This is a genomic window from Pseudomonas sp. OV226, from assembly GCF_003148705.1.
Taxonomy (GTDB): Bacteria; Pseudomonadota; Gammaproteobacteria; order Pseudomonadales; family Pseudomonadaceae; genus Aquipseudomonas.
The window spans coordinates 497,017-518,111 of record NZ_QGGS01000001.1; the positions used below are offsets into that span (position 1 = coordinate 497,017).

Consider the following 21,095-nt stretch of genomic DNA (forward strand, 5'->3'; position numbering starts at 1 on the left):
CCAAGGAAAGGAGAAGGAAAATGGCAGGCGAATACTCGTTGTCCGACGTGCTGGAAAGGATGTATCAGAATCAGCTCGCCTTAGAGGCGGCGTTGATGGAGTTAACGCTTCATGTCGAAGCCCAGGGGAGCTCTGAGGTTGGAGACAATGTTCGCGGCGCTTTGTGGGGCATCGGTGAGAACGCCGGGCACATCAAACAGGGTTTAGCCCGGCTTAAAAAATCCTCTTAAGCCAGGCTTTGCCCGAAGGGATGGTGAGCAGGGATAGCTCCCGAGCTTCAAAGGTGCAGTCATCGATATGGAGTATTTCCGAGCTGAACACACCGAAATCAAAAGTTTTCCTATCGCCACCCTATGGATATTAGACAGAATGTTCATGCATAAACATTGGGTCACCATTTTTTTCGCCAATACGCTCAAACACAGGAATCATTGTCTCGTCAATCTCACCGAGTTGCCAGCATACAAGTACCCTCCTGTCCTCTGAACTAGCCTTGTAAGACTGAGTGCGATGGATTGTTCCGGTGCCATCAAATAATATAGCTTCGCCCTCAGAGTACGTATGAACTGTCGAGCGCTCATCAAAATCCAGCGACTCGCCTCGAAGCACAGCGGTTGTTTCTAATCCCCCGAAATGAGGTTTAAAATCTAACAGCGGCGTGAGCACGGTTGCACTTTGATTTAATTTCAAGCCTTCATCTGTGAAGTCGGAGTGCCATCTGCCTGTAGGATAGCTTCCTGTTATTTCAATAATGTTTGCCTGAAGCACTCTCATTTTTTCAGCCTTATCGCCCACTATATTTCGCACTACGTGGAGCTCGCAGCCATCTAGCACCTCCCGAAATAGAGCTATAGCTCGTTCAGACTTTGCAAAATACCACCGCATGCTTACACCCTCAAACTCCTTGCTATAATCCTCATGAGCCTTAATCCCGATATCAATATCATCTGGTAGACAATCATTTAGAAAATCCTTATACAAGGCACGAATAGGCTCAAGCGCCTCATATGAAAACTTAAGTTTAGTTACTCGCTCACTCAAAAACTGGGCCTTCTTGGACATTCACCACCTCAGAAATAAAACCCGCGCAAGAAAACTTGCGCGGTGTCGCAAGTTCAAGACAATTGGTTTACTCGGATATTCGTAAGAGCTTACTTATGCGGCTACGCGAGCCGACATAAGTTCAGCAGCAGCTTTTGCTGGTTTGGTTTCCGCCGCTGCCTTAGCAGGCTTGGTCTCCGCCGCTGCCTTGGCCGGCTTGGTTTCTGCCGCTGCCTTGGCTGGCTTGGTTTCCGCCGCTGCTTTAGCCGGCTTGGTCTCCGCCGCTGCCTTGGCTGGCTTTGTCTCCGCCGCTGCCTTGGCCGGCTTGGTCTCTGCCGCTGCCTTAGCGGGCTTGGTTTCCGCCGCTGCCTTGGCTGGCTTGGTCTCTGCCGCTGCCTTAGCTGGCTTGGTCTCCGCCGCAGCCTTAGCGGGCTTGGTCTCCGCCGCTGCCTTGGCTGGCTTTGTCTCCGCCGCTGCCTTGGCCGGCTTGGTCTCTGCCGCTGCCTTAGCCGGCTTGGTTTCCGCCGCTGCCTTGGCTGGCTTGGTCTCTGCCGCTGCCTTGGCTGGCTTGGTCTCTGCCGCTGCCTTAGCTGGCTTGGTCTCCGCCGCTGCCTTGGCTGGCTTGGTTTCCGCCGCTGCCTTGGCTGGCTTAGTTTCCGCCGCTGTCTTGGCTGGCTTGGTTTCCGCCGCTCGCATCACAACTTCAAAATTTCTTGCGAGGGAACCGCCATTCTGAATCGAACTAATAGATTGCATGAGTTTAGATATCCTTATTAAGTAAAGAGCACGCTTGCTATTACGGTCACATCCTTACAACTTCACCTATGCTACAGATTTGGCACCCAAGTATTTGGACACACATCCTCTTATTATAATTCTCAAGAACAACGTGACGCTTTATCGCAACCTATAATGGCGCGACCTAGGTAGACAGCGATCTAGAATAAACCTCAGTAGCTACGAACTTTAACCATAGCGATCAGCACGCCAATCAATACAAGTATGGCGGCACACCAGTATGTGGCTCCATAACCCACGGCAAGAAGCGACGTCCCGATTAATGGGCCGATCACGTATCCCAGCGCCGCTGCCCCAAATGAAAGTCCAGCAACACTTCCTTGCTCCGACTCTTTTACAGAGCTCGAAAGGCTTCCTTGAAGACCGGGAAATAAGAACGCAAATCCAGCCCCTGCGAGAGACGCTCCCACCGTAATCTGCTCAATCGTGACAGCGCCAAGCGCGATTGATGCAAGACCAGTAAATGCAAGTGCACCACCGATAGAAATTGCTTTGAGGGGGCCCGGTTTAAAATACTGGATTATAAATAACTGAGTTGCAACCATTGCTACGGCAAGCCCAAACACCACAACTCCTGTTTGTTTTACAGTTTCAGCTGCATTCAAGTGCAATGTGTCTTGGACATGAAAGGCGATAGACTGTTGCAGGGCTGAAAAGCCTACATAAACCAGAACAGTAGCCAGTAACCCTCCCATGACTCTAGAATCGAAAAGGTTCAATGCATTGGTTTCATGAACAACTTCAGGTGAAAAATTTCTATTTGGCCTGTCTAGCAAAAACATACCTAACAGGACGTTCAAAAAGGCGAGAGCTGCAACAACGTACAGCGGGCACAGCAATCCGTATCCTCCAAGGCCGGCGCCCAAAAGCGGCCCCAGTGTCGACCCCAACCCAAAACAAGCGGACATTAGGCCCATCTTCGCCGGACGCTTTTCTTTCGGAGTGACCATCGCAATGCTTGCCATCGCTGCTGGATGAATTCCGGCAGTCATCGATGCGTAAATAACACGAACAAAAATCAAAAGACCCAACACACTTAGTGCGGAGAAAGCTAAATTCATCCCAGCATTTAAAACCAATGCAAAGCACAATGAGCCCACAGCGTAACTGAACATACCGAGCAAATAAACGAGACGACTTCCTGAACGATCGATCACCCTCCCCCAAATGGGCGAAGCGAAAGTAAGTATAAAGGCGGAGATGGCGACGATAGATCCCGTTTGGACATCGGACAGCCCAATCTGACGAGCAGCCGGCCCCAGTAATGCATAGAGAAGTGTCTGCCCTGCACCAACTAAAATCAGCCCCATTGCCAATATCAGTTGACCTAGTGGCAATCTAGGAGAACTTTTAACTTCAGCAATTAATTCAAAAGGCGCTTCAGCCATATCTACCCTTCCTTAGGTATCGGGAGTAATTCTAATCGAAACACATCGCTCAGCCCGATGTGTTCCCGGCGCAATTTGTAACAACGCCGATCACCCTGTCAAAGTATTTTTTTCCGCACCAATTTAGCTCTTATTTTTTGAGGGGCCGGCCCCAGATCTATTCAGAAAATTTTCTGGACGGTTCGAAATGGTGCGCACTTTCCAAATCAGTGCACTCTTAAACTATTCAATTTTTAAATCGAAAATACTGGAATTGCGCTTTGGTTTAGGCGCAACGATCGTGCGCATGTTGCCCGTGATACGACAAGACGCTATTACAGCGAGACTAAAGAAGCACTCGGCACAGGTCGAGCTCAGGGGGCCGGGTTTAACATGCAGCTCAATATTCGGCGTAGGCCCTTCATCACCGTGCTGCCGGCGGAGAAATCCGCGTGAGTTCGGCAATTCGCTTCGCGCTAGTCGCCACGAAAAATGTTCCGCTCCTGTCGGGACGTGCACCTCGGCGGTGTGGAGGTCAAGGGTATCCATCACATTTTTGTTTTATAGCCATCGCTCGGACGGTGGTGATTGAGGCATTTCGCTTGCTGCCAACGCCGCAAGACGTAGGTATTCCTCTGCAAAACAGCTAGCCACGCAGGTTGAGCCGGCGCTGAGATGAACCAGGCTCTGCGCATCGTTCTCAAGGAAGACGGCTATAGCAGATACGTGATCAAGACGACAGGTAGCTAAAATTGGGCATTCGGCATTGCAGAATGGGTTACTCGTGGCAGGTGCGCTGATGATTCTTTCGATGACAAGAAAGCCAATGATTCGGAAGGAGCGTTTGCCTGATCCATTATCAATAGCAGTCCACGCGTCATAGATGCGAGCATCTTATTGCAGGCCCTTTAACCTTGCGTCGAAGGGCCTTCTTCTACTCAAACAAAGATCACTTGGTCAGCCAAGACTCAACAGTCGCGGCGCCGTGCTTCGTTTTCCAATCTTTAAGCGTTTTGTGGTTACCGCCCTTGGTTTCGACGACTTCACCAGTGTTCGGATTTTTATAAACCTTCAATTGACGAGGCTTGCGGCTTCCTGCCTTGGACTCGACAGCTGGAGCGCGACGGCCAGCTTGTGGATCTAGCAGGTTGATCACATCCTTGAGGCTGTAGCCGTATTTTGCGAGCAAATCGCGCAATTTGGTTTCGAATTCGATTTCTTTCTTGAGGCCGGCATCGCCCTTTAAGGCTTCGAGCGCTTGGAGCTGTTCGGCGAGGTGTTTTTCGAGCTGGCGGAATTCGGCAAGTTTGGACATGAAAGTTCTCGATATGTGTTGTGTGAGAAGGTTATACCAAAATCATATCTTGAATTTACAGGGCTGAACTAACTGCAGCCACTTATTTGCCTTGCCGCGTATATTCCTATTGAGCAGCGCCACGTGTCATACAGAACGCGCCTTATCGTTGCCTACTCTGGCCCAGAATTCCTCTGCTGCGGGGCTAATGGGGGCAGTCGGACGCGTGAGATGGATTTCCAGAGGAATATCCCAGCTCTCGTCGAGAGCCCTAACAAGACGTCCATCTGTCATTTCCTGTTCCGTCAGGCTTTTAGGCAACCAGGCGACCCCTTTGCTCTCCAATGCCATTGACATCAGAACGGCAGCAAGATGGCTGCTGAAAAGAGGCTTGAGATGAAGATAGTCTTCTTTGCCATGGAGTCGGTGAGCGACGATTCGGCCAAGGCCCGATTCGTGCGTGTAGGCCAAGTAAGGCAGTGTTTCAGGGGAGGTGCCGAAATTGGCAGAGGGGCTCGCCAGTGGAACGAGTACATCCTCCCCAATCTTCTTTCCAGTGAACTGGTCAGGGGCTAGCAAAGGCGGCACATCTGGGTGGCGGTGGCAAAGCAGAAACTCAACTTGACCGTGAATTAGCATCTGTTCGCAAACAGCCATGCTGTCTGAATGCAGGCGTACTGCATCTATCGGTGCGCCATTTTCCGCACTTCTCAACCATCTTGGGAAGAAGGTGAATGACAAGGAATGAGTGGCTGCAAATTGCAGTGTTTTTGCGGCCATCCCTGCCACTTCCTGAGCCTCAGACCGCATCCGGTACAAACGTCTGGCGGCCTCTTGAGCGCTAGGCAAAATCTGTCTTCCAGCCTCGGTTAAGGTCGCTCCTTGGGGAGTGCGTACGAACAATTCGACGCCCATCCAGTTCTCCAAAGAACGGACTCTACGACTGAAGGCAGGCTGAGTTACGTGGCGCGCTTCAGCCGCCCGAACAAAGCTTCCGTATTCCGCGAGTGCTGAAAAATCCTCTAGCCAAACGAGTTCCAAGGGCCATGCCTCCTGTGCATAGGGCGCGGCATTAATAGCATTGGGCGGGTGTCATCGCAACGCATAACGTGGGGTCACAAACAACAAGAGGAACCCGTCATGCGTATCGTAGACATCCGTGAAAAAACTGTTTCTATTGCCTCCCCAATTGCCAACGCCTATATCGATTTCTCCAAAATGACCTGCTCGGTCGTCGCTGTTATCACGGATGTGATTCGCGATGGCAAACCTGTCATCGGCTACGGTTTCAACTCCAACGGTCGTTATGGCCAAGGCGCTTTGATGCGTGATCGCTTCCTGGCGCGTATTACCGAAGCTGATCCAGACACGCTCGTCGATCATGAAAACAACAACCTGGATCCGTTTGCCATCTGGAAAGCCCTGATGACCAACGAAAAGCCTGGTGGTCACGGTGAGCGCTCAGTAGCAGTTGGCACCATCGACATGGCTGTATGGGATGCCGTCGCCAAGATCGAAGGCAAACCTCTCTATCGTCTGCTGGCTGATCGTTACCGTAACGGCGTGGCCGATGACAAAGTTTGGGTCTACGCAGCAGGTGGCTACTACTACCCAAGCAAAGACCAGACCAAACTCAAAGCAGAAATGCAGAGCTATCTGGATGGTGGCTACGACGTCGTCAAAATGAAGATCGGTGCGGTGCCACTGGACGAAGATATCCGTCGCATCGAAGCAGTACTCGAAGTAGTTGGGGACGGTCGCCGACTGGCGGTCGATGCCAACGGACGCTTCGATCTTCAGACCGGTATTGCTTACGCGGAAGCCATCAAGAAGTACAACCTCTTCTGGTACGAGGAGATCGGCGACCCGCTCGATTACGCACTTCAGGCTGAGCTTGCCAATCACTATGAACTGCCCATGGCGACCGGGGAAAACCTGTTTTCCCACCAGGACGCTCGTAACTTGCTGCGTCACGGCGGCATGCGTCCGGATCGCGACTTCCTCCAGTTCGACTGTGCGCTGTCGTACGGGCTCGTGGAGTACATGCGCACCTTGAAAGTGATGGAAGAGATGGGCTGGTCTTCCCGCCGCGTAGTACCGCACGGCGGTCACCAGATGTCCCTGAACATCGCAGCCGGTCTGCACCTCGGCGGCAACGAATCTTACCCTGACGTGTTCCAGCCTTTCGGCGGCTTCGCCGACGGAATCAAGGTGGAAAATGGTTATGTCGGCCTGCCAGATATTCCAGGTGTTGGCTTCGAAGCCAAGTCCGCCTTGTACGCAGTCATGCGCGAGCTAGGCGAAGGCTGATCAACCTCGATCTGCGGTTTCTTTTAAAGAGACCGCAGACTCAGGCGTCACCCGCTGACGCCAAACCACATGCCCATCACAAAAATAAAATGAGGTGCTTCCGTGGAAATTTCCAAGTCCCGCTGGTACAGCCAGCTATATGTGCAGGTGCTGATCGGCATCGTCATCGGCGCTGCGATTGGTCACTTTGAACCGCAATTCGGAGCCAAGCTTCAACCTTTTGCCGATGGCTTTATCAAACTAATCAAAATGCTGTTGGCGCCTATTATTTTCGGTACCGTCGTGGTTGGTATCGCCAAGATGGGCAGCATCAAGGAGGTCGGACGGATCGGCGTCAAGGCGCTGCTCTACTTTGAAATCCTTTCCACCATTGCGCTAGTTATCGGCCTTATTGTGGCCAACATCGCAAAGCCAGGCGCTGGGATGAATATCAACGCTACCACGCTCGATGCCAGCGCTATCGCCAAGTACAGCCAAGCCGCCACGGAACAGGGCGGAACCATCGATTTCTTTCTCAATATCATCCCAAGCACTTTCATTGGCGCATTCTCCAATGGCGTCATGCTTCAGGTCATTCTGATTTCGGTATTGATGGGCGTAGCCCTCGTTCAGATGGGCGAAACCAGCAAACCGCTGATCAATACCATCGACTTGTTTCTGCAAGGGCTTTTCAAGATCGTGGCAATGGTGATGCGCCTTGCTCCCGTTGGTGCCGGCGCCGGGATGGCTTTCACTATAGGCAAGTACGGCATTGGTACCTTGCTGTCGCTCGGCCAGTTGCTGGTCGCGCTCTACATCACCACCTTGATTTTCATCGTGGTAGTGCTGGGTACGGTTGCCAGATGGTCGGGCATGCCGCTGATGCAATTTCTTCGTTATTTCAAAGATGAAATTCTCATCACGCTTGGCACCTGCTCAACCGAAGCCGTGCTTCCGCGAATGATGGTGAAACTTGAAAAGCTGGGCTGCAAGAAGTCAGTGGTAGGCATGGTGCTACCCACTGGATATGCTTTCAATGCAGATGGCACCTGCATTTACCTCACCATGGCGGCGATTTTTATCGCACAGGCAACCAATACGCCACTGACGTTTATGGATCAGATGATTCTGTTGGGCGTCTTCCTGCTGACCTCAAAAGGTTCCGCTGGCGTCGCAGGTGCCGGGTTCATAACCCTTGCGGCAACGCTAACAACCATCCACTCCATTCCTCTGGTGGGCCTCGTCTTGCTACTGGGCATTGACCGATTCCTGAACGAAGCACGGGCCGTGACCAACCTGATCGGTAACGGCATTGGCACCATCGCCATTGCCAAGTGGGATAACTCGTTCGATGTCGAGGCCTGCGAGCGTGAAATCGCCGCCATGAAACACGAAAAAGCGGCCAGGAAGGCATTGCTGGCGCAAAAATAATCTGCAAATGGAGCCGGTCATATGGCCTTAGAAACGGTTATGACCGGTAGTGCCTTCCACGTCTCGCCCAAATCGAATGAGACCAATGATTCACTTGTAAGAATTTGATGGAGCCAAAAATGATTGAGCGATCACATCATGAACTGCGCAAGGCGTTTGGTGATTTACTCCAGGGTACCGTCTGCAAATTGGCTGCTTCCGTATTCGATCCGATCTCGGTTCGTATGGCTTCCGACCTTGGCTTTGAGGTCGCTATTCAAGGTGGTTCCGTCGCCTCGCTTCAGGTGCTCGGGGCACCGGACATTGCACTGCTCACCCTGGATGAGTATGTCGAGCAGGTTTCCAGAGTCGGACGAGCCAGCCAAATCCCAATCATTGGTGACGCTGACCATGGATTCGGAAACGCGCTGAATGTAATGCGAACAGTGACCGAGCTGCAGAAAGCCGGTGTCGCTGCCCTAACCCTAGAAGACACCCACCTCCCGGCCAAGTACGACGATCAGTCGCATGTGCTTATCGAGAGGGAAGAAGCCGCGAGCAAGATTTACGCTGCGCGGTTTGCCCGTTCAGATGATGCGCTCAGCATCATCGCCCGAACGAATGTGGCCGTTACCACCTTGGAAGATTCCATTGCACGCACTACGGCTTATGAAAAAGCCGGGGCCGACGCGATTTGCCTCGTCGGAGTGAAAGACTTCCAACACTTGGAAGCACTCACAGCACACCTCAGCGTGCCGATCATGCTGATCAATTATGGAAATCCTGCTCTGAGCGATGTTGGGAAACTGAGTGCAGCCAACGTGCGGATTGTGGTCAATGGGCATGCACCCTATCTGTCCGCAATCAAAGCGACTTACGAGGCGCTGCGCGAACAGAGCAGCACAGAGGGGAGCGAGTCATCCCTCCCTGAGCTGCTTTCTAAATACACGCTCTCGGACAATTACCGAGAGTGCGCAAAGACCTATTTGAAGTCAGAACACGATTCGAATTGAGTTTGAAACAGGTGAAATAAAACGTCATGAAAAAGACAATCCTGGCCTTCAGCCGCGTCTCACCCACGCTGCTTGAGCCTTACAAAGATACGTACAACATCATCGTCATGCGTCCAGAGCTTGGTGACATGGATGCTCAGTTCGAAGATGCCATTCCCAGCGCTCATGGATTGATCGGCGGCAATCGGCGCCTAGGTGAAGCAGAGCTCGCATCGGCTAAAAACCTTGAGATCATTTCCAGCATTTCGGTTGGCTACGACAACTATGACCTCAGCTATCTCAATGGCCGAGGGGTCATGTTGACCAATACGCCAGATGTCTTGAACGAAACCACCGCTGATCTGGCTTTCGCCCTGATCCTGGCCACAGCGAGACGCATCCCTGAGCTTGATGCTTGGACGAAAGCCGGCAATTGGACAAAGACCATCGAAGCATCCCACTTCGGATGCGATGTGCATGGAAAGACCTTGGGCATTATCGGTTTAGGCAAAATTGGAGAGGCCATCGCACGCAGAGGGCGTTTCGGTTTTGGCATGAACATCCTCTATAGCGGCAACAATCGTAAACCGCAGCTTGAGAGAGAACTCGGTGCGCGGTTCGTCCCGCAAGAGAAGCTTTTAAGCGAGTCTCATTTTGTCTGTCCGGTCGTGCCGTTGACGGACGGCACGAGAAACCTCATCGGACGTAAGGAGCTAGCGTTGATGGGCCCGGAGAGTATTTTGATTAACGTTTCTCGCGGCCCTGTGGTTGATCAGGACGCACTCTTCCAAGCGCTTGAGGAGAAAACGATACGAGCAGCGGGTTTAGATGTTTACGTGAAAGAACCGCTTGTGAGTTCAGGTCTTTTCAAATTGAAGAACGTTGTCACTGTGCCTCATATCGGCTCTGCAACAAGCGATACACGCAATGCGATGGCACTGTGTGCACTGGAAAATTTGCTTACGGGTCTCGAAGGACGACAACCGAGAGACCTCGTGAATACTCACGGGCTAGGGCACAGATGGACGCAGTGACGACAAGGACGCTGGCAGTATGGACTCCGCGCAGGATGGATCGCGGCTTATACCTTGTGGCACCTACTCAAGCTTAAGCGCTCTAAAAAAGATCGACGATTTGCCGATTGCGCTCCGTTTCCTGTTTTCGCCGACGCGTGTCCTGATTTTGATGCTAGGCGTTATTCTTTTTCAGGTTTTCGGGGCTGCCAGCGCACAGACCATCCATCACCAAATTCATCAATCTGGCGAGACGTAAGCGCCATTCGCTCTGGGCATCCATTTGCCATATTCCAGCGATGGCTAGAAAAAAGTCGTCGTTTGTAATCCCGCTACGAATCGTTCCTGCCTTCTCATTTGCCCTCAAAAGCAATTCGGCAGCTCCTTGGACAGGAGCGTATCCCGACTTCCCTGGGAACTCGTAAACGGAAGCAGCTTGTTGGATCGCAGCAGCGAGTCCTGCCTTTGTCATTGCATATTCAGCGAGGCAGTCCATCCACTCTCGGAGGGCTTCCTTAGGTGGTTTGGTCGCCAGCAGCTCCTCTGCCAACGTGGCCACCTGCTGCATTTCGAACTGATAAACCTCGAATACCAACTTCTCCCTGGTAGGGAAGTGACGATAGAACGTGCCCTGCCCTACCCCTGCCTTCTTCGCAATCGTACTCAGCGCAACGGCAGGATCGCTAGTCAGCTCTACCACTGCGACCTCCAGAATCCGTTCCCGGTTTTTCTTGGCGTCAGAACGCATCACCAAATCGTGAGTCATGAACAAAATTTCCCTTCACTGCATTGCTAAACGGACAGTTGTCCGGTACGGTTTGAAAGTGGACAACTGTCCGCTTATTCATCGTTTCTGGAGTTTACTATGAACAGCACTGGCAACACGATTCTGATTACTGGCGGCACCTCAGGCATCGGCCTTGGTCTGGCACTTAGGCTTCATACTGCCGGCAACAAGGTCATCATAGCGGGACGTCGCAAAGCTCTGCTCGACAAGATCGCGTCGGAACATCCAGGTATTGAATCAGTAGTGCTGGACGTCTCCGACCCACAATCCATCCAGCGCAGTAGCGAAGCGCTTGCGATTAGCCATCCGAATCTGAACGTTCTCATAAACAACGCGGGGATCATGCTCTGGGAGGATCTGACTGATCCGGAAAGCGTGAGCACAGCCGAAGATATCGTGACGACGAACTTACTTGGCACGATTCGCATGGTGTACGCATTTACTCCCCACCTGATCAAGCAACCCAGTGCAACGATAGTGAATGTCAGCTCGGCGTTGGCCTTTGTACCGTTGCCAGCTACACCGACCTACAGCGCAACCAAAGCGGCAGTTCACTCATTCACTCAAAGTCTTCGAGTGCAACTTGAGGATTCGTCCGTCGAAGTGATCGAGCTTGCGCCACCAGGGGTACGTACCACATTGCTTGGACAGGAAAACGACGAAAACGCTATGCCCTTGGAGGAGTTTTTGGATGAAGTCTTCGAACTGCTCAAGATTTCTCCGACCCCGCCTGAACTCGTCGTCGAACGCGCGAAGCCATTACGATTTGCAGAAGCGAGCGGATCACATGGTGATGTCTTGAAAATGCTCGCGGGATACAAGCCACCGGCAGAGTAACGTTTACCTCGTGGGTACACCTGATTCCATCCAGGGGGGCAGATCATATCTGCGCCCCTGGCGGTGCAACCGCGTCTCGCTTGGCATGCTCAGACGCACGTACTGAGAAATTAAGAAAGAGTTGGTCACTCAATCGCGTCAAGCTGATCACCGCCTTATACCCACCCAACCATCCGCGCGCATGGCACCAGATCCAAGCTACTCGACGTCCTCGCGCGCGCAGATTCGTCTTCTCTTAGAACGAATTATCAAGTAGCCGCGCAGTGGTACTTCATCTGAAAAAAAGCCGCCAACCTCGGAAGCTGTTGACACACGGTGGGTCTACGCATAATTTATGTAGCACACTACACAATAGTAGACGATATATATGCATTCGGCACCACGCAGCGTAGCCACAGAACTCTCCTTCGCGCTCAACGCAGCTGCGAACCGGATGGTTCGATTACACAAACCGTTTCTCGAACCGCTTGGCCTCACCTTCTCGCAGTACCTGGTCACGTTGGAGCTTTTGAACGGGTCGCCTCTTTCTGTGAGCGATTTATGTGATCGCCTGGACATGGAGACCGGCACGCTTACGCCGCTACTAAAGAGGCTTGAAGCTGCTGGAGTGATTACACGCACACGCGATTCCTCCGATGAACGTCGAGTGCTTATTGATCTCACAGAACCTAGCCGTGCCATGGAGGATGAGCTTCGCAGCATCACCGACAAGATCAGAACTGCTTGCCAGCTCACGTCAGAAGATCTTGAGGAGCTTCGGTGCACACTTGAGGGTCTGGCGCGACCGACTACCACTTAGTACCTGCCCTAGAAGCGGCTAGCAACGGCAGAGCTTAAGCAGCGGGTTGGCAGTTGCAGATTAGACACAAGCGCACAGAGCCACGATGCGCTTGTAGAAGAGTTAGCGAAGGGGATGCCTTGCCGAGAAGCTCCCCGCGCAGATCCACATGTCATGCACACCTAAGCTTCAAAGATGAGGAATCTCTATGAACATCGGAATTATTGGTAGCGGATTTATCGGGGGAACACTGGCAAAACTGCTCAGCGCTGCCGGCCATACAGTAAGGGTCGCTAATTCCCGTGGGCCAAATACTGTTAATGCTGACGTGCTTTCCACAGGCGCGCTGGCGGTCACGAAAGAAGAAGCTTTGGTTGGCGCCGACGTCGTGATTCTATCGATCCCTTTTATCCGAATTCCGGATCTTAAAACGCTTCTTGCCGAGCTTCCTGAAGAAAGCGTAATCATCGACACATCCAACTATATACCGGCGCGCGACGAGCGATTGGAAGCCATCGAGAATGGTCAGCCTGACAGTGTCTGGGCATCGGAACAAATTGGCCGCCCACTCGCAAAGGCTTGGAACACAATTTACTCAGCGTCACTAAATGAAGCGGGCAGGCCTGCTGGCGACCCGGATCGCATTGCCGTCCCTATCGCTGCGGATCGTGATCACGACCGTGTCGTGACGATGTCACTGGTCGAGGATTCCGGATTCGATGCCTACCATGCTGGCTCGTTAGCAGAATCTTGGAGACAACAGTGCGGCACTCCTTGCTATTGCACTGAGGTAACGCTTGAGTCCCTGCCGCAGGCACTGACAGACGCGGATCTGGCGCGCGCTCGAAAGCGTCAAGATCTTTTCTTCGCGGTGTATGAAGAAAGGTTTGGCACAATCGGAACAAATCCAAGCCGCGACTACATTGTTCAGCTTTCGAAGTTGATATATGGATGAAGTAGTCGTCATAACAGCACTTCGACGAACTTTTATCAGAACACAGAGACATATGAAGCGCGGACTATTAAAAGTCTAAAGCGACTTGATGGGTTTTCAATCTCTCACACATGGCCAGCGTTTTCACAACAACTGTTTGGCAACTGAACGCTAAGGCGAACCAGCAGCAGTCATTCACGTAATTACTTTGATCTTGCTTACATGCGAGGAGTTATTTAAATGAAAATCGGAATTATCGGCGCAGGTAACATTGGGGCTACCCTTGCCCGTAAGCTCGCGGCGGGCGGTCACGAAGTTAAACTGGCAAACTCGAAGGGCCCGCAGAGCATTCAGGATCTTGCCAATGAAATCGGCGTAAATGCGGTTACTAAGGAAGAGGCGGTGTCTGAGGTAGACGTCGTTATCCTCTCGATCCCCTTCGCAAGCTACCCTGATCTCAAACAGACCTTGAGCAATGTGCCGGAGACAACCGTCGTCATTGACACGTCCAATTATTATCCGGGACGCGACGGGGCAATCAAAGAAGTTGACGACGGCAAGCCTGAGAGCGTTTGGGTAAGCGAACAGATTGGTCACCCAGTTGTTAAGGCATGGAACGCCCTACTGGCTGCGACCCTTGCCGATAAAGGTCAACCAGCCGGTTCTTCATCGCGCATAGCCATACCCGTAGCTGGGGGAGATACCAGAGCTGAAACAATCGCGCAGGATCTTGTTGAGGATACGGGCTTTATCGCGCTCGCCTCAGGCCCCCTTGAAGACTCATGGCGCCAGCAACCAGGTACACCTGCTTACTGCACTGAGCTGACCTTGCCGGAACTCAAATTGGCATTGAAAGCGGCAGACAAGTCACGGGCGCCTCAAAACCGCGAAGCACTCATTGCCAAGTTTATGACTCCCGGTAGTCAGTTTACTCACGAGCAAATTGTTGCCACCAACCGGGCAATGACGGCCTGACTTTTCGGATTAGGTGGGATCTGAATCTAGTGTCCCACCCTTATTGATCGCGTAGCTAGCCTCGCAGTGAAGTCAGCGTCGCTTTTAGGTTCTAGCCGTACTCAGCTCCCAGCTCAGCCGTGAATTCCACCTCGAGCTTCGTCACTTAGCTCTCAAGTGCTTGCCTGGACAAACCATCCAGAATCCCCAGAATCTGAGCGTCATTGAGAGCAAATTTGGGCACAAACTCCATGCCGACCGGCAAACGGTCGTGGGGACACATCAGTGCTCCCTTGCCCTCACCGAACTCCTGGCTGATGAATGTTTTGAGGTTGCTTGGCGTTTTTGTGGCGTAGGCGCTTCGGAAGATCGATAGATCGCAGAGCACACCTGCGAGCATTACCCAAGCGTGACCGTCCCACTTGGCGTCCATAAACTCTCCCTCGTAGGTCGCCCCTGGAATGTTCCCCCTGCATTCGAAAGCATACTGGCCGTTAATCAGTAGGTCTCCGAGAACGACAACTGCGGGTATCCCTTGAGATTTGAGAATGGCAGTGAAACCAGCACTGATCATGACGCAAGAACCAAATGATGGAGGGATCGAATCGAGAGTTTGCCGAGCGGCGCTAACGATTACATCGGGATCGGTAATTTGGAACTCTGCGTACTCGGAATAGGCCTCCGCGCCACGGTCGCGAATAATAATGTTTACTAAAGTTGAAGGCACAAAGGATCCCTTGGGCATTTATTCGACCGTGCTGGTCATTTGGATTCGTTCTGACCAACCATTGCTTCTGTAATAGCAGGTACCAGTCAACAGGCTTGTGAGATTGAAAATGGGTTACGGAGCGCGCGCCCTGCAGAGTACGAAAGGAACCCGCGCTCGGAGCACTGAAACCCATACGGAGCTTAGAGATTCAGCTGATCACAGCGCCTTTAGGGCCACTGGCAATCAGCGCCGCTCCACACGCGGTTTTCATACCGTCCAGCGCGATGGGCGTGCCATCGACGGTATAGGTGCTACTGCCCTCGGCAATCGGGAAAATCCCCTTGCATAACGGGCAACTGACCTTGTGACCGACCCCGGCAATTGGCTTGCCGTTGAGGTCGGTTCGGGAGAAGGCTTCGAGCACCTTGCCACCATGTGTGGTGGAGTCACCTAGTCTGATCGCGTCTTTCAACTTAATCCTCCTGATGTAGAAACTGGCCTTTTCAGATTCGTCTTATCCCCGACCAGAGAACAGTCTCCAATGGAGTAAATGCTATGCCTTTGAAGTTTTCTGCCAGATCCTTGAAAGCCTGAGAGCAGATCAAGCTATCGCTGCCTGAAATGAGTCTCCTATATTTGAAAAGATCTAGCTTCCAGTCATCCGAAAGGATCAGTTTCTTGAACCTAACAGGCCTGCCATTTTCCTCTACAAACGTGGACGCCGGATCAGAATTAGACCGAACATCCAACTCCTCAAATAGTACAGCATTGTAGCTTTTCGAAGATATCGATTCCCCCGTCTCAGAAAGCACATCGATTTTAACGCTATCAAAAATACTCACATTCAGACGATGACATGCAGCCAAAAACTCATCACTTACTATGTAAAAAAAACGCGAAACGCTACGAATATCGAAATCATAGTTCTTATCTTTAGAAATAAGTACCATGCCCTCCGGAAAAGGCGTACGCGGCCCGGGCTTCCCCTTTTCTGCATACCAGGGAAAAAAACCAAACTCAACGCCCTTCGTATCGGGGTAAAACTTATCGAAGAGATCCGCATAGATAATCCCTATAGGACAGCCAGATTCTTCCTTTTGAGAAAGCACATAATAATTCATGACGCACAACTCCCTATTCATCGAACTTTACGTTGTTTTGTTCCAGACACAGACAAACTCGCTCTTAGTCTGGATGGGATTGCTGAAATCTGGGAGCGAGCCTGTGCATTATCGATATCGCCAGATCATAATCATCACGAACTTTTCGACCACATTTTCAACCATTGGCTTATAGACTGGGAGCTTCTGTGAGGATGTTTGGTTTCGTGGCTCAGGTGCAGCGGGCTGTCGCATCGCGCTTGGGCTTGGGCTTGGGCTTGGGCTTGGGCTTGATTCTGGACACATACTAGAAGGGCGTGCTCATGCGCCTACCGATACCGCTGGCGAATGAGTGCTAGTGGGTATGCCTACCTAGGTGCGCGCACTCCCTACGAACCTTCCCTATGGTTGCCGCTGTTATAAATATAGATAACGTGATTTGGCAGAAAGCAGACCTCCATACCAGCCTGAATCCTATCAGTGCAATAAGGGGCGTTATCGAGCTGCCCTATATACAGATTTCCGACTCGACCCTTGACGATAACCCACATGCGCTCGACGCAGACTTCTTCTGCTCCGCGCTCATCGGTGGCAACGATTCTAAAAATCAGCTTAACAAGCTGTTGTGCTTGGAGGCTATGTCTAGCATCTCTCGGTGGGAGCCAGAAGCTTGTAGGGAATTAATTGTGGATGGCTTCGGCGTCGTCCAACTCCCAGCCATCTCTATCGATGTCAGCTAACGTTGCTTCCATAACCCCTCAAAAAGCTCATATTATGATTATAACCAGCTGGAGTAACGCCACATTCCTCAGCGTTATGCCAGTAATACCTCGGGCACCCCAGACGTTTACTTCAGAAGCTATCCTACCGTCACATAATCAGCCGGGCGCCGCCCGTAGAAACGATGCCATCTCCCCTGCCGCAATTTTGTAAAGCGGCATGCGACAAAAATCTCTACGTTTTTGGACTAGCGAAAAACGCTCGGGATCAGCGAGCGTCATTCAAAGCTGAACTGTCTAGGTTAGAGCCCCATACGCTTCAGTCCTTGGCGCATACCTTGATCAGCCTGCTCACACCATTGTTTGAGAGTGAGGTTCGGTGGCAAATTGCTTTCCAGGCTCTTGTATTCCCCGTTCACCAACACTTCCCCCTTACGGCCAAACTCTTCGTTCCTGTCGCCGTCACGCTTATCGAAATCACCAGGCATGTTGCCAACGAATGCAACCATCTTGTTGGCGTTCTCGCCGCTGTCTGCTTTCAGGATCCCCTTATCGACACAGCTTTTGATCAGGCCTGACATGTTACGACCGTTGTCGTACACCCCTTTCAGGGTGGCGGCATCCTGTCCTTCGGCGTGGGCGAGAGAGCAGGTACCGAAAGCTGCTGCCATGACGAGAATCAAAGAAGCGATCTTCATATTTATTCCTTTAAATTTCAGGGAGCATTGAGCTCTGTTTGGCTTGATTGTTTTTACTGGAACAACGTGATAATGGATTCGGAATACAAATCCGGTACATCTTTTACTGATTTGAGTATGTTTTGACGGACGGTCTGACCTTTAACACTCGGGTCTTGTGCCACATATTCCGGAGGAAAAGCCGGTGCATCTTTATCGGCGCCGGCAGCCAGCAAAGCCTTCGTGCAATCCGTGTTGCTACGAATTGCACTTTCCAGCAATGGAGTGCCAACAGGCCATGCCTGCTGTTGAGGTGCAAAAGCATCAACGGAAGTGCCAGCCTTGTGCAGCAGCGCAATCCGCTGCGCAGCTTGTGGATCCGGCTGATCGTTCAGTGCATAGGCACGCTCGCAAACATAATGCAGCGGTGTAGAACCCACCTTGCTGACGCCATAGGGATCAGTACCAGCAGCGATCAACAGCTTGATCAATTCCAGATTGTTCGCACCTTTGCCGATCAATGGAGAAAAGCCCTGAGGCGTCAGCATCCGGGCGTCGGCACCAGCCTGCAGCAGCAACTTTGTTACTTCGACCGACGACGGATTTTCTATGCCCACGGCTGCAATAAGTGGGGTATTGGTTCCGCCTTGAGCAATTACATTGGTGTCGGCACCTGCTTTGATTAGGCTCCGCACAATGGGTATTGAGTCCTTCATGTCTTCTGGATCACCCATATGCCCCAATATGGATAACAGTATTGTTTCACCGTTATCGCTGATTGGTTGATTGACATCGATAGAAAACTCGAGAAGCCGGTCTACCAGCACTGGACTCCTGTAATAAGCTGCATGCCATAGAATAAGAGCGTCAGGTTTCGCGCCTTCCGCAAGAAGTTTGTTTACGCTATCCAGGTCTTTCTGTTCTTTTGAATACGCGTATTGAAGCACAGCGGTATCCAATTGCTTATAGGCGTCAACTGGCTTCGCTTGCGCTACGTTCGTGCTACAGAAGCAAACACCTGTAACACATGCAATCCACAGGCGTTTAAAAACAGAATTTGAATTCAGCATATAAAACTCATGATTGGGTAGTTAGCAGGTACATTCAGATAATGCTAAAAGAACGACTTCATTCACGCTTCAATTGCCTTAGAACGGACGACGGGAGTCCGTGCCATGGAGATAGGCAATCCATTCACAAAATGTGGACTCAGCTGACAACCGCACCTTTTGGGCCGCTGGCAATCAGCGCGGCACCACAGGCGGTTTTCATGCCGTCGAGCGCGATGGGCGTGCCATCGACGGTGTAGGTGCTACTACCCTCTGCAATCGGGAAAATCCCCTTGCACAACGGGCAGCTAACCTTGTGACCGACCCCGGCAATCGGCTTGCCGTTGAGGTCGGTTCGGGAGAAAGCTTCGAGCACCTTGCCACCGTGTGTAGTGGAGTCGCCCAAGCGGATTGCGTCTTTCATGTTGTCACTCCTTTGACCAAGTTACTCAGCCATCCAAACGTCTTCGTACCCTTGGATATCGATGATGAATTTTGCGCCCGTGGGCAAACATAGATACTTCATAACCAGCGGTAGCATTTCGGGTAAATGCTCAATACAAATAGGCTGGTAAAAATCTATCGCTGTCGAATGCGTGCCGCAGTGACTGAACCAACTGACATCCCCCCCTTCCGGTAGCTCCACTCTGGTGCCGTAGACAGGTGTTTTTCCCAGCGACTCGATGGCGATAGCAACCATCTCTTCGGGTGGAAATACTGCCATCCCGTACTTTCGCAGATCGCGCTCTGCGCGGCGTTGGGATATGCCCGTTCATGTTCGCTCACAGCCACTCCTTCTTGTCGATCCGATGCCATTCGATTGCGGACTTGGGATCGTCAGTCTTCAGGCCACCAGTTCAAAAGCGTCTCGTCATCATCGTCATCCAGATTTTGATAGATGTTCGCGTAATACCATTGAGTCCCGGTTCTATCGCGAAACCGATCAAAAAACTCATTGATCTTGTCCATCCCGTTGCCCGCAGGTACGGCCAACGATAGATTTCTCTGAAACACCCCATCCAGCGTGCCACCCAGGTCGCATCCGACATCGCTTTCAAGCCCGGCGATATCCTCAACAGGGATATGGTCAGCGTAGATGTGGATGCAGAAATTGCCGCCTCGCTCAAGAACTACCGCATGAGTGCTTCTGTCCTCGATGAAGATGACGTCTCCTCGGGCCATATTGAGCGCCAGACCTGGTGAGGACAGCAGCTCATGGGTTGCAATACCCAACTGACGAGCCGGAAGTTCCTCGAATACTGGATCTTCGTCGCTGGTGCCTGCAAATACATCAATCAGCATAAAGCTTAAGAACCGATGTACTTATAATAAAGAGAAAGCTGCGGATCTGTTTCCGATACCTCCAAATGGAGTATCGCTTCGCTGGGTTCTCCGTCAGCAAAAAGGATACATTCCAACCCAAGCACACCATCGTCTGTTTCGTAAATATCAACAAACGGCCGTTGCTTTCCACGCGACTCAAAAGCCTCCATCTCCGGACAAATTGAAACCTTTGTACCTCTATCAAAGTAATCGTCAATGGCTTCGTAAATTTCGTCAGCCACTGCGGTAGAAATCCCAAAATCGCGTTGCAGTGCCTGAGAATCACGCTGGTTAATCGTAATGACGAGCTGCTTGACCTTCATGTAGGCCCGCAGTCCGTAAGCCAGCTGCCCGGAATTCACTGATGATTGCAAACGCATCCATCCTTCACACTCAAATTGGCTTGATGGCCGACCAAAGCACGCTTTCCAAAGGCGTAAAATTTACTCCTTTAATATCTTTTGCAAGCTCTTTGAATATGCGCGAGCAAATAAGTGTATTACTTCCTGAAATCAACCCCTTGAATTTGAACAGATCACGCTTTAAGTCGGGAGGTAATACCAATTTTTTGAACCTGAAAATCAACCCATCCTCTTCTATGAAAGTAGAAGCAGGATCAGTCTCCGAGCGCGCATCCAACTCTTCAAAAAGTACGGCATTGTAGCTTTTTGATGAAATAGTTTCCCCACCTTTGGAAACCACTTGAATAGGCACAGCGTCAGTAACACCTACGTCTAGCTCGCTACAAACAGACATGAAATCATCACTGACTATGTAGAAACGCGCCACACTGCGTATATCGAAATCATAGAACTTATCTTTAGAAATAAGCACCATACCTTCTGGATAGGGCGTGTGTGTTTTGTAATGGATTTTCTCCGCATACCAAGGAAAAAAACCATGCTCGACACCTTTGGTATCTGAGTAAAATTTATCGTAGAGATCTGCCTGTAAGAAGCCAGCCGGGCAACCAGGTTCTTCCTTTTGAGAAAGCACGTAATATTCCATAAACCCTTCTCCTTGC

At 51.4% G+C, this 21,095-nt stretch carries 25 protein-coding genes; 9 read left to right on the plus strand and 16 right to left on the minus strand.

Features of this window, described 5'->3' with window-relative positions; translation table 11 throughout:
- Positions 1–20: 20 nt before the first annotated feature.
- The gene (locus C7534_RS02500; RefSeq protein ID WP_109784862.1) at positions 21–230 is read left to right on the plus strand and encodes a hypothetical protein; all 210 of its coding nucleotides are present in this window, start codon (positions 21–23) and stop codon (positions 228–230) included.
- A 130-nt stretch (positions 231–360) separates the two neighbouring features.
- On the opposite strand, the gene C7534_RS02505 is transcribed toward C7534_RS02500, so the two are convergent.
- The 5 genes from C7534_RS02505 to C7534_RS02525 form a co-directional block, all read right to left on the minus strand.
- Positions 361–1,062: a hypothetical protein gene (locus C7534_RS02505; protein WP_109784863.1), complete on the minus strand. Its 702-nt coding sequence runs from the start codon at positions 1,060–1,062 to the stop codon at positions 361–363.
- 93 nt (positions 1,063–1,155) lie between these two features.
- Positions 1,156–1,797, minus strand: coding sequence for a DUF4573 domain-containing protein (locus tag C7534_RS02510; protein WP_109784864.1), 642 nt, complete (start codon positions 1,795–1,797; stop codon positions 1,156–1,158).
- A gap of 194 nt (positions 1,798–1,991) precedes the next feature.
- Entirely contained in the window at positions 1,992–3,227 is a 1,236-nt protein-coding gene (locus tag C7534_RS02515) for an MFS transporter (protein ID WP_109784865.1), read from the minus strand.
- 928 nt (positions 3,228–4,155) lie between these two features.
- On the minus strand, positions 4,156–4,521 hold the full coding sequence (locus C7534_RS02520) for a histone-like nucleoid-structuring protein, MvaT/MvaU family (RefSeq protein ID WP_109784866.1): 366 nt from the start codon (positions 4,519–4,521) through the stop codon (positions 4,156–4,158).
- A gap of 126 nt (positions 4,522–4,647) precedes the next feature.
- Positions 4,648–5,541 (minus strand): LysR family transcriptional regulator, encoded by an 894-nt coding sequence (locus C7534_RS02525; RefSeq protein WP_109784867.1) that lies wholly within the window; start codon positions 5,539–5,541, stop codon positions 4,648–4,650.
- Between the two features lie 99 nt (positions 5,542–5,640).
- Here C7534_RS02525 and C7534_RS02530 point away from each other — a divergent pair, with 99 nt between their 5' ends.
- The 4 genes from C7534_RS02530 (at position 5,641) to C7534_RS02545 (ending at position 10,225) form a co-directional block, all read left to right on the plus strand.
- Positions 5,641–6,810 carry a mandelate racemase/muconate lactonizing enzyme family protein gene (locus tag C7534_RS02530; RefSeq protein WP_109784868.1) on the plus strand — a complete coding sequence of 390 codons (1,170 nt, stop codon included), beginning with the start codon at positions 5,641–5,643 and terminating at the stop codon, positions 6,808–6,810.
- A 102-nt stretch (positions 6,811–6,912) separates the two neighbouring features.
- On the plus strand, positions 6,913–8,220 hold the full coding sequence (dctA, locus tag C7534_RS02535; RefSeq protein WP_109784869.1) for a C4-dicarboxylate transporter DctA: 1,308 nt from the start codon (positions 6,913–6,915) through the stop codon (positions 8,218–8,220).
- Positions 8,221–8,339: 119 nt separating this feature from the next.
- Complete coding sequence (locus tag C7534_RS02540) at positions 8,340–9,212, plus strand: isocitrate lyase/PEP mutase family protein (protein ID WP_109784870.1); 873 nt, start codon at positions 8,340–8,342, stop codon at positions 9,210–9,212.
- A 26-nt stretch (positions 9,213–9,238) separates the two neighbouring features.
- Positions 9,239–10,225 (plus strand): 2-hydroxyacid dehydrogenase, encoded by a 987-nt coding sequence (locus tag C7534_RS02545; RefSeq protein ID WP_109784871.1) that lies wholly within the window; start codon positions 9,239–9,241, stop codon positions 10,223–10,225.
- Positions 10,226–10,379: 154 nt separating this feature from the next.
- Here the strand turns inward: C7534_RS02545 and C7534_RS02550 are convergent, their stop codons facing one another.
- On the minus strand, positions 10,380–10,970 hold the full coding sequence (locus C7534_RS02550; RefSeq protein WP_177412210.1) for a TetR/AcrR family transcriptional regulator: 591 nt from the start codon (positions 10,968–10,970) through the stop codon (positions 10,380–10,382).
- A 99-nt stretch (positions 10,971–11,069) separates the two neighbouring features.
- Between C7534_RS02550 and C7534_RS02555 the strand changes: the two genes are divergently transcribed.
- From C7534_RS02555 to C7534_RS02570, 4 genes are all read left to right on the plus strand, one after another.
- Complete coding sequence (locus C7534_RS02555) at positions 11,070–11,828, plus strand: SDR family oxidoreductase (protein ID WP_109784872.1); 759 nt, start codon at positions 11,070–11,072, stop codon at positions 11,826–11,828.
- A 433-nt stretch (positions 11,829–12,261) separates the two neighbouring features.
- Positions 12,262–12,627 carry a MarR family winged helix-turn-helix transcriptional regulator gene (locus tag C7534_RS02560; protein WP_256594746.1) on the plus strand — a complete coding sequence of 122 codons (366 nt, stop codon included), beginning with the start codon at positions 12,262–12,264 and terminating at the stop codon, positions 12,625–12,627.
- Between the two features lie 187 nt (positions 12,628–12,814).
- Positions 12,815–13,561, plus strand: a complete 747-nt coding sequence (locus C7534_RS02565; RefSeq protein WP_109784874.1) for an NADPH-dependent F420 reductase — start codon at positions 12,815–12,817, stop codon at positions 13,559–13,561.
- Between the two features lie 219 nt (positions 13,562–13,780).
- Entirely contained in the window at positions 13,781–14,515 is a 735-nt protein-coding gene (locus tag C7534_RS02570; protein ID WP_109784875.1) for an NADPH-dependent F420 reductase, read from the plus strand.
- Between the two features lie 145 nt (positions 14,516–14,660).
- Here the strand turns inward: C7534_RS02570 and C7534_RS02575 are convergent, their stop codons facing one another.
- The 10 genes from C7534_RS02575 to C7534_RS02625 form a co-directional block, all read right to left on the minus strand.
- Complete coding sequence (locus C7534_RS02575) at positions 14,661–15,239, minus strand: transglutaminase domain-containing protein (protein WP_109784876.1); 579 nt, start codon at positions 15,237–15,239, stop codon at positions 14,661–14,663.
- Positions 15,240–15,411: 172 nt separating this feature from the next.
- Positions 15,412–15,675, minus strand: a complete 264-nt coding sequence (locus C7534_RS02580) for a PAAR domain-containing protein (RefSeq protein ID WP_109784877.1) — start codon at positions 15,673–15,675, stop codon at positions 15,412–15,414.
- A gap of 31 nt (positions 15,676–15,706) precedes the next feature.
- A complete protein-coding gene (locus C7534_RS02585) occupies positions 15,707–16,324 on the minus strand; it encodes an Imm43 family immunity protein (protein ID WP_109784878.1) in 618 nt (205 codons plus the stop codon).
- Positions 16,325–17,324: 1,000 nt separating this feature from the next.
- Positions 17,325–17,720 (minus strand): hypothetical protein, encoded by a 396-nt coding sequence (locus C7534_RS02595; RefSeq protein ID WP_109784879.1) that lies wholly within the window; start codon positions 17,718–17,720, stop codon positions 17,325–17,327.
- Between the two features lie 53 nt (positions 17,721–17,773).
- Positions 17,774–18,769, minus strand: a complete 996-nt coding sequence (locus tag C7534_RS32255; protein WP_146206147.1) for an ankyrin repeat domain-containing protein — start codon at positions 18,767–18,769, stop codon at positions 17,774–17,776.
- A 139-nt stretch (positions 18,770–18,908) separates the two neighbouring features.
- Entirely contained in the window at positions 18,909–19,172 is a 264-nt protein-coding gene (locus tag C7534_RS02605) for a PAAR domain-containing protein (RefSeq protein WP_011333757.1), read from the minus strand.
- 21 nt (positions 19,173–19,193) lie between these two features.
- Complete coding sequence (locus C7534_RS02610; protein WP_109784881.1) at positions 19,194–19,472, minus strand: immunity protein Imm33 domain-containing protein; 279 nt, start codon at positions 19,470–19,472, stop codon at positions 19,194–19,196.
- Between the two features lie 113 nt (positions 19,473–19,585).
- Positions 19,586–20,050, minus strand: coding sequence for a DUF4265 domain-containing protein (locus tag C7534_RS02615; protein WP_109784882.1), 465 nt, complete (start codon positions 20,048–20,050; stop codon positions 19,586–19,588).
- A 5-nt stretch (positions 20,051–20,055) separates the two neighbouring features.
- Positions 20,056–20,451, minus strand: a complete 396-nt coding sequence (locus C7534_RS02620; protein WP_109784883.1) for a hypothetical protein — start codon at positions 20,449–20,451, stop codon at positions 20,056–20,058.
- A 13-nt stretch (positions 20,452–20,464) separates the two neighbouring features.
- Positions 20,465–21,079, minus strand: a complete 615-nt coding sequence (locus C7534_RS02625) for an Imm43 family immunity protein (protein ID WP_109784884.1) — start codon at positions 21,077–21,079, stop codon at positions 20,465–20,467.
- Between the last annotated feature and the right edge of the window lie 16 nt (positions 21,080–21,095).

Excerpts from the sequence above, each read along its gene's own strand:
- C7534_RS02500 (WP_109784862.1), top strand. The coding sequence starts at position 21 with ATGGCAGGCGAATACTCGTTGTCCGACGTGCTGGAAAGGATGTATCAG.
- C7534_RS02505 (WP_109784863.1), bottom strand. The coding sequence starts at position 1,062 with ATGTCCAAGAAGGCCCAGTTTTTGAGTGAGCGAGTAACTAAACTTAAG.
- C7534_RS02510 (WP_109784864.1), bottom strand. The coding sequence starts at position 1,797 with ATGCAATCTATTAGTTCGATTCAGAATGGCGGTTCCCTCGCAAGAAAT.
- C7534_RS02515 (WP_109784865.1), bottom strand. The coding sequence starts at position 3,227 with ATGGCTGAAGCGCCTTTTGAATTAATTGCTGAAGTTAAAAGTTCTCCT.
- C7534_RS02520 (WP_109784866.1), bottom strand. The coding sequence starts at position 4,521 with ATGTCCAAACTTGCCGAATTCCGCCAGCTCGAAAAACACCTCGCCGAA.
- C7534_RS02530 (WP_109784868.1), top strand. The coding sequence starts at position 5,641 with ATGCGTATCGTAGACATCCGTGAAAAAACTGTTTCTATTGCCTCCCCA.
- C7534_RS02540 (WP_109784870.1), top strand. The coding sequence starts at position 8,340 with ATGATTGAGCGATCACATCATGAACTGCGCAAGGCGTTTGGTGATTTA.
- C7534_RS02545 (WP_109784871.1), top strand. The coding sequence starts at position 9,239 with ATGAAAAAGACAATCCTGGCCTTCAGCCGCGTCTCACCCACGCTGCTT.
- C7534_RS02550 (WP_177412210.1), bottom strand. The coding sequence starts at position 10,970 with ATGACTCACGATTTGGTGATGCGTTCTGACGCCAAGAAAAACCGGGAA.
- C7534_RS02555 (WP_109784872.1), top strand. The coding sequence starts at position 11,070 with ATGAACAGCACTGGCAACACGATTCTGATTACTGGCGGCACCTCAGGC.
- C7534_RS02560 (WP_256594746.1), top strand. The coding sequence starts at position 12,262 with ATGGTTCGATTACACAAACCGTTTCTCGAACCGCTTGGCCTCACCTTC.
- C7534_RS02565 (WP_109784874.1), top strand. The coding sequence starts at position 12,815 with ATGAACATCGGAATTATTGGTAGCGGATTTATCGGGGGAACACTGGCA.
- C7534_RS02570 (WP_109784875.1), top strand. The coding sequence starts at position 13,781 with ATGAAAATCGGAATTATCGGCGCAGGTAACATTGGGGCTACCCTTGCC.
- C7534_RS02575 (WP_109784876.1), bottom strand. The coding sequence starts at position 15,239 with ATGCCCAAGGGATCCTTTGTGCCTTCAACTTTAGTAAACATTATTATT.
- C7534_RS02585 (WP_109784878.1), bottom strand. The coding sequence starts at position 16,324 with ATGAATTATTATGTGCTTTCTCAAAAGGAAGAATCTGGCTGTCCTATA.
- C7534_RS02595 (WP_109784879.1), bottom strand. The coding sequence starts at position 17,720 with ATGAAGATCGCTTCTTTGATTCTCGTCATGGCAGCAGCTTTCGGTACC.
- C7534_RS32255 (WP_146206147.1), bottom strand. The coding sequence starts at position 18,769 with ATGCTGAATTCAAATTCTGTTTTTAAACGCCTGTGGATTGCATGTGTT.
- C7534_RS02605 (WP_011333757.1), bottom strand. The coding sequence starts at position 19,172 with ATGAAAGACGCAATCCGCTTGGGCGACTCCACTACACACGGTGGCAAG.
- C7534_RS02610 (WP_109784881.1), bottom strand. The coding sequence starts at position 19,472 with ATGGCAGTATTTCCACCCGAAGAGATGGTTGCTATCGCCATCGAGTCG.
- C7534_RS02615 (WP_109784882.1), bottom strand. The coding sequence starts at position 20,050 with ATGCTGATTGATGTATTTGCAGGCACCAGCGACGAAGATCCAGTATTC.
- C7534_RS02620 (WP_109784883.1), bottom strand. The coding sequence starts at position 20,451 with ATGCGTTTGCAATCATCAGTGAATTCCGGGCAGCTGGCTTACGGACTG.
- C7534_RS02625 (WP_109784884.1), bottom strand. The coding sequence starts at position 21,079 with ATGGAATATTACGTGCTTTCTCAAAAGGAAGAACCTGGTTGCCCGGCT.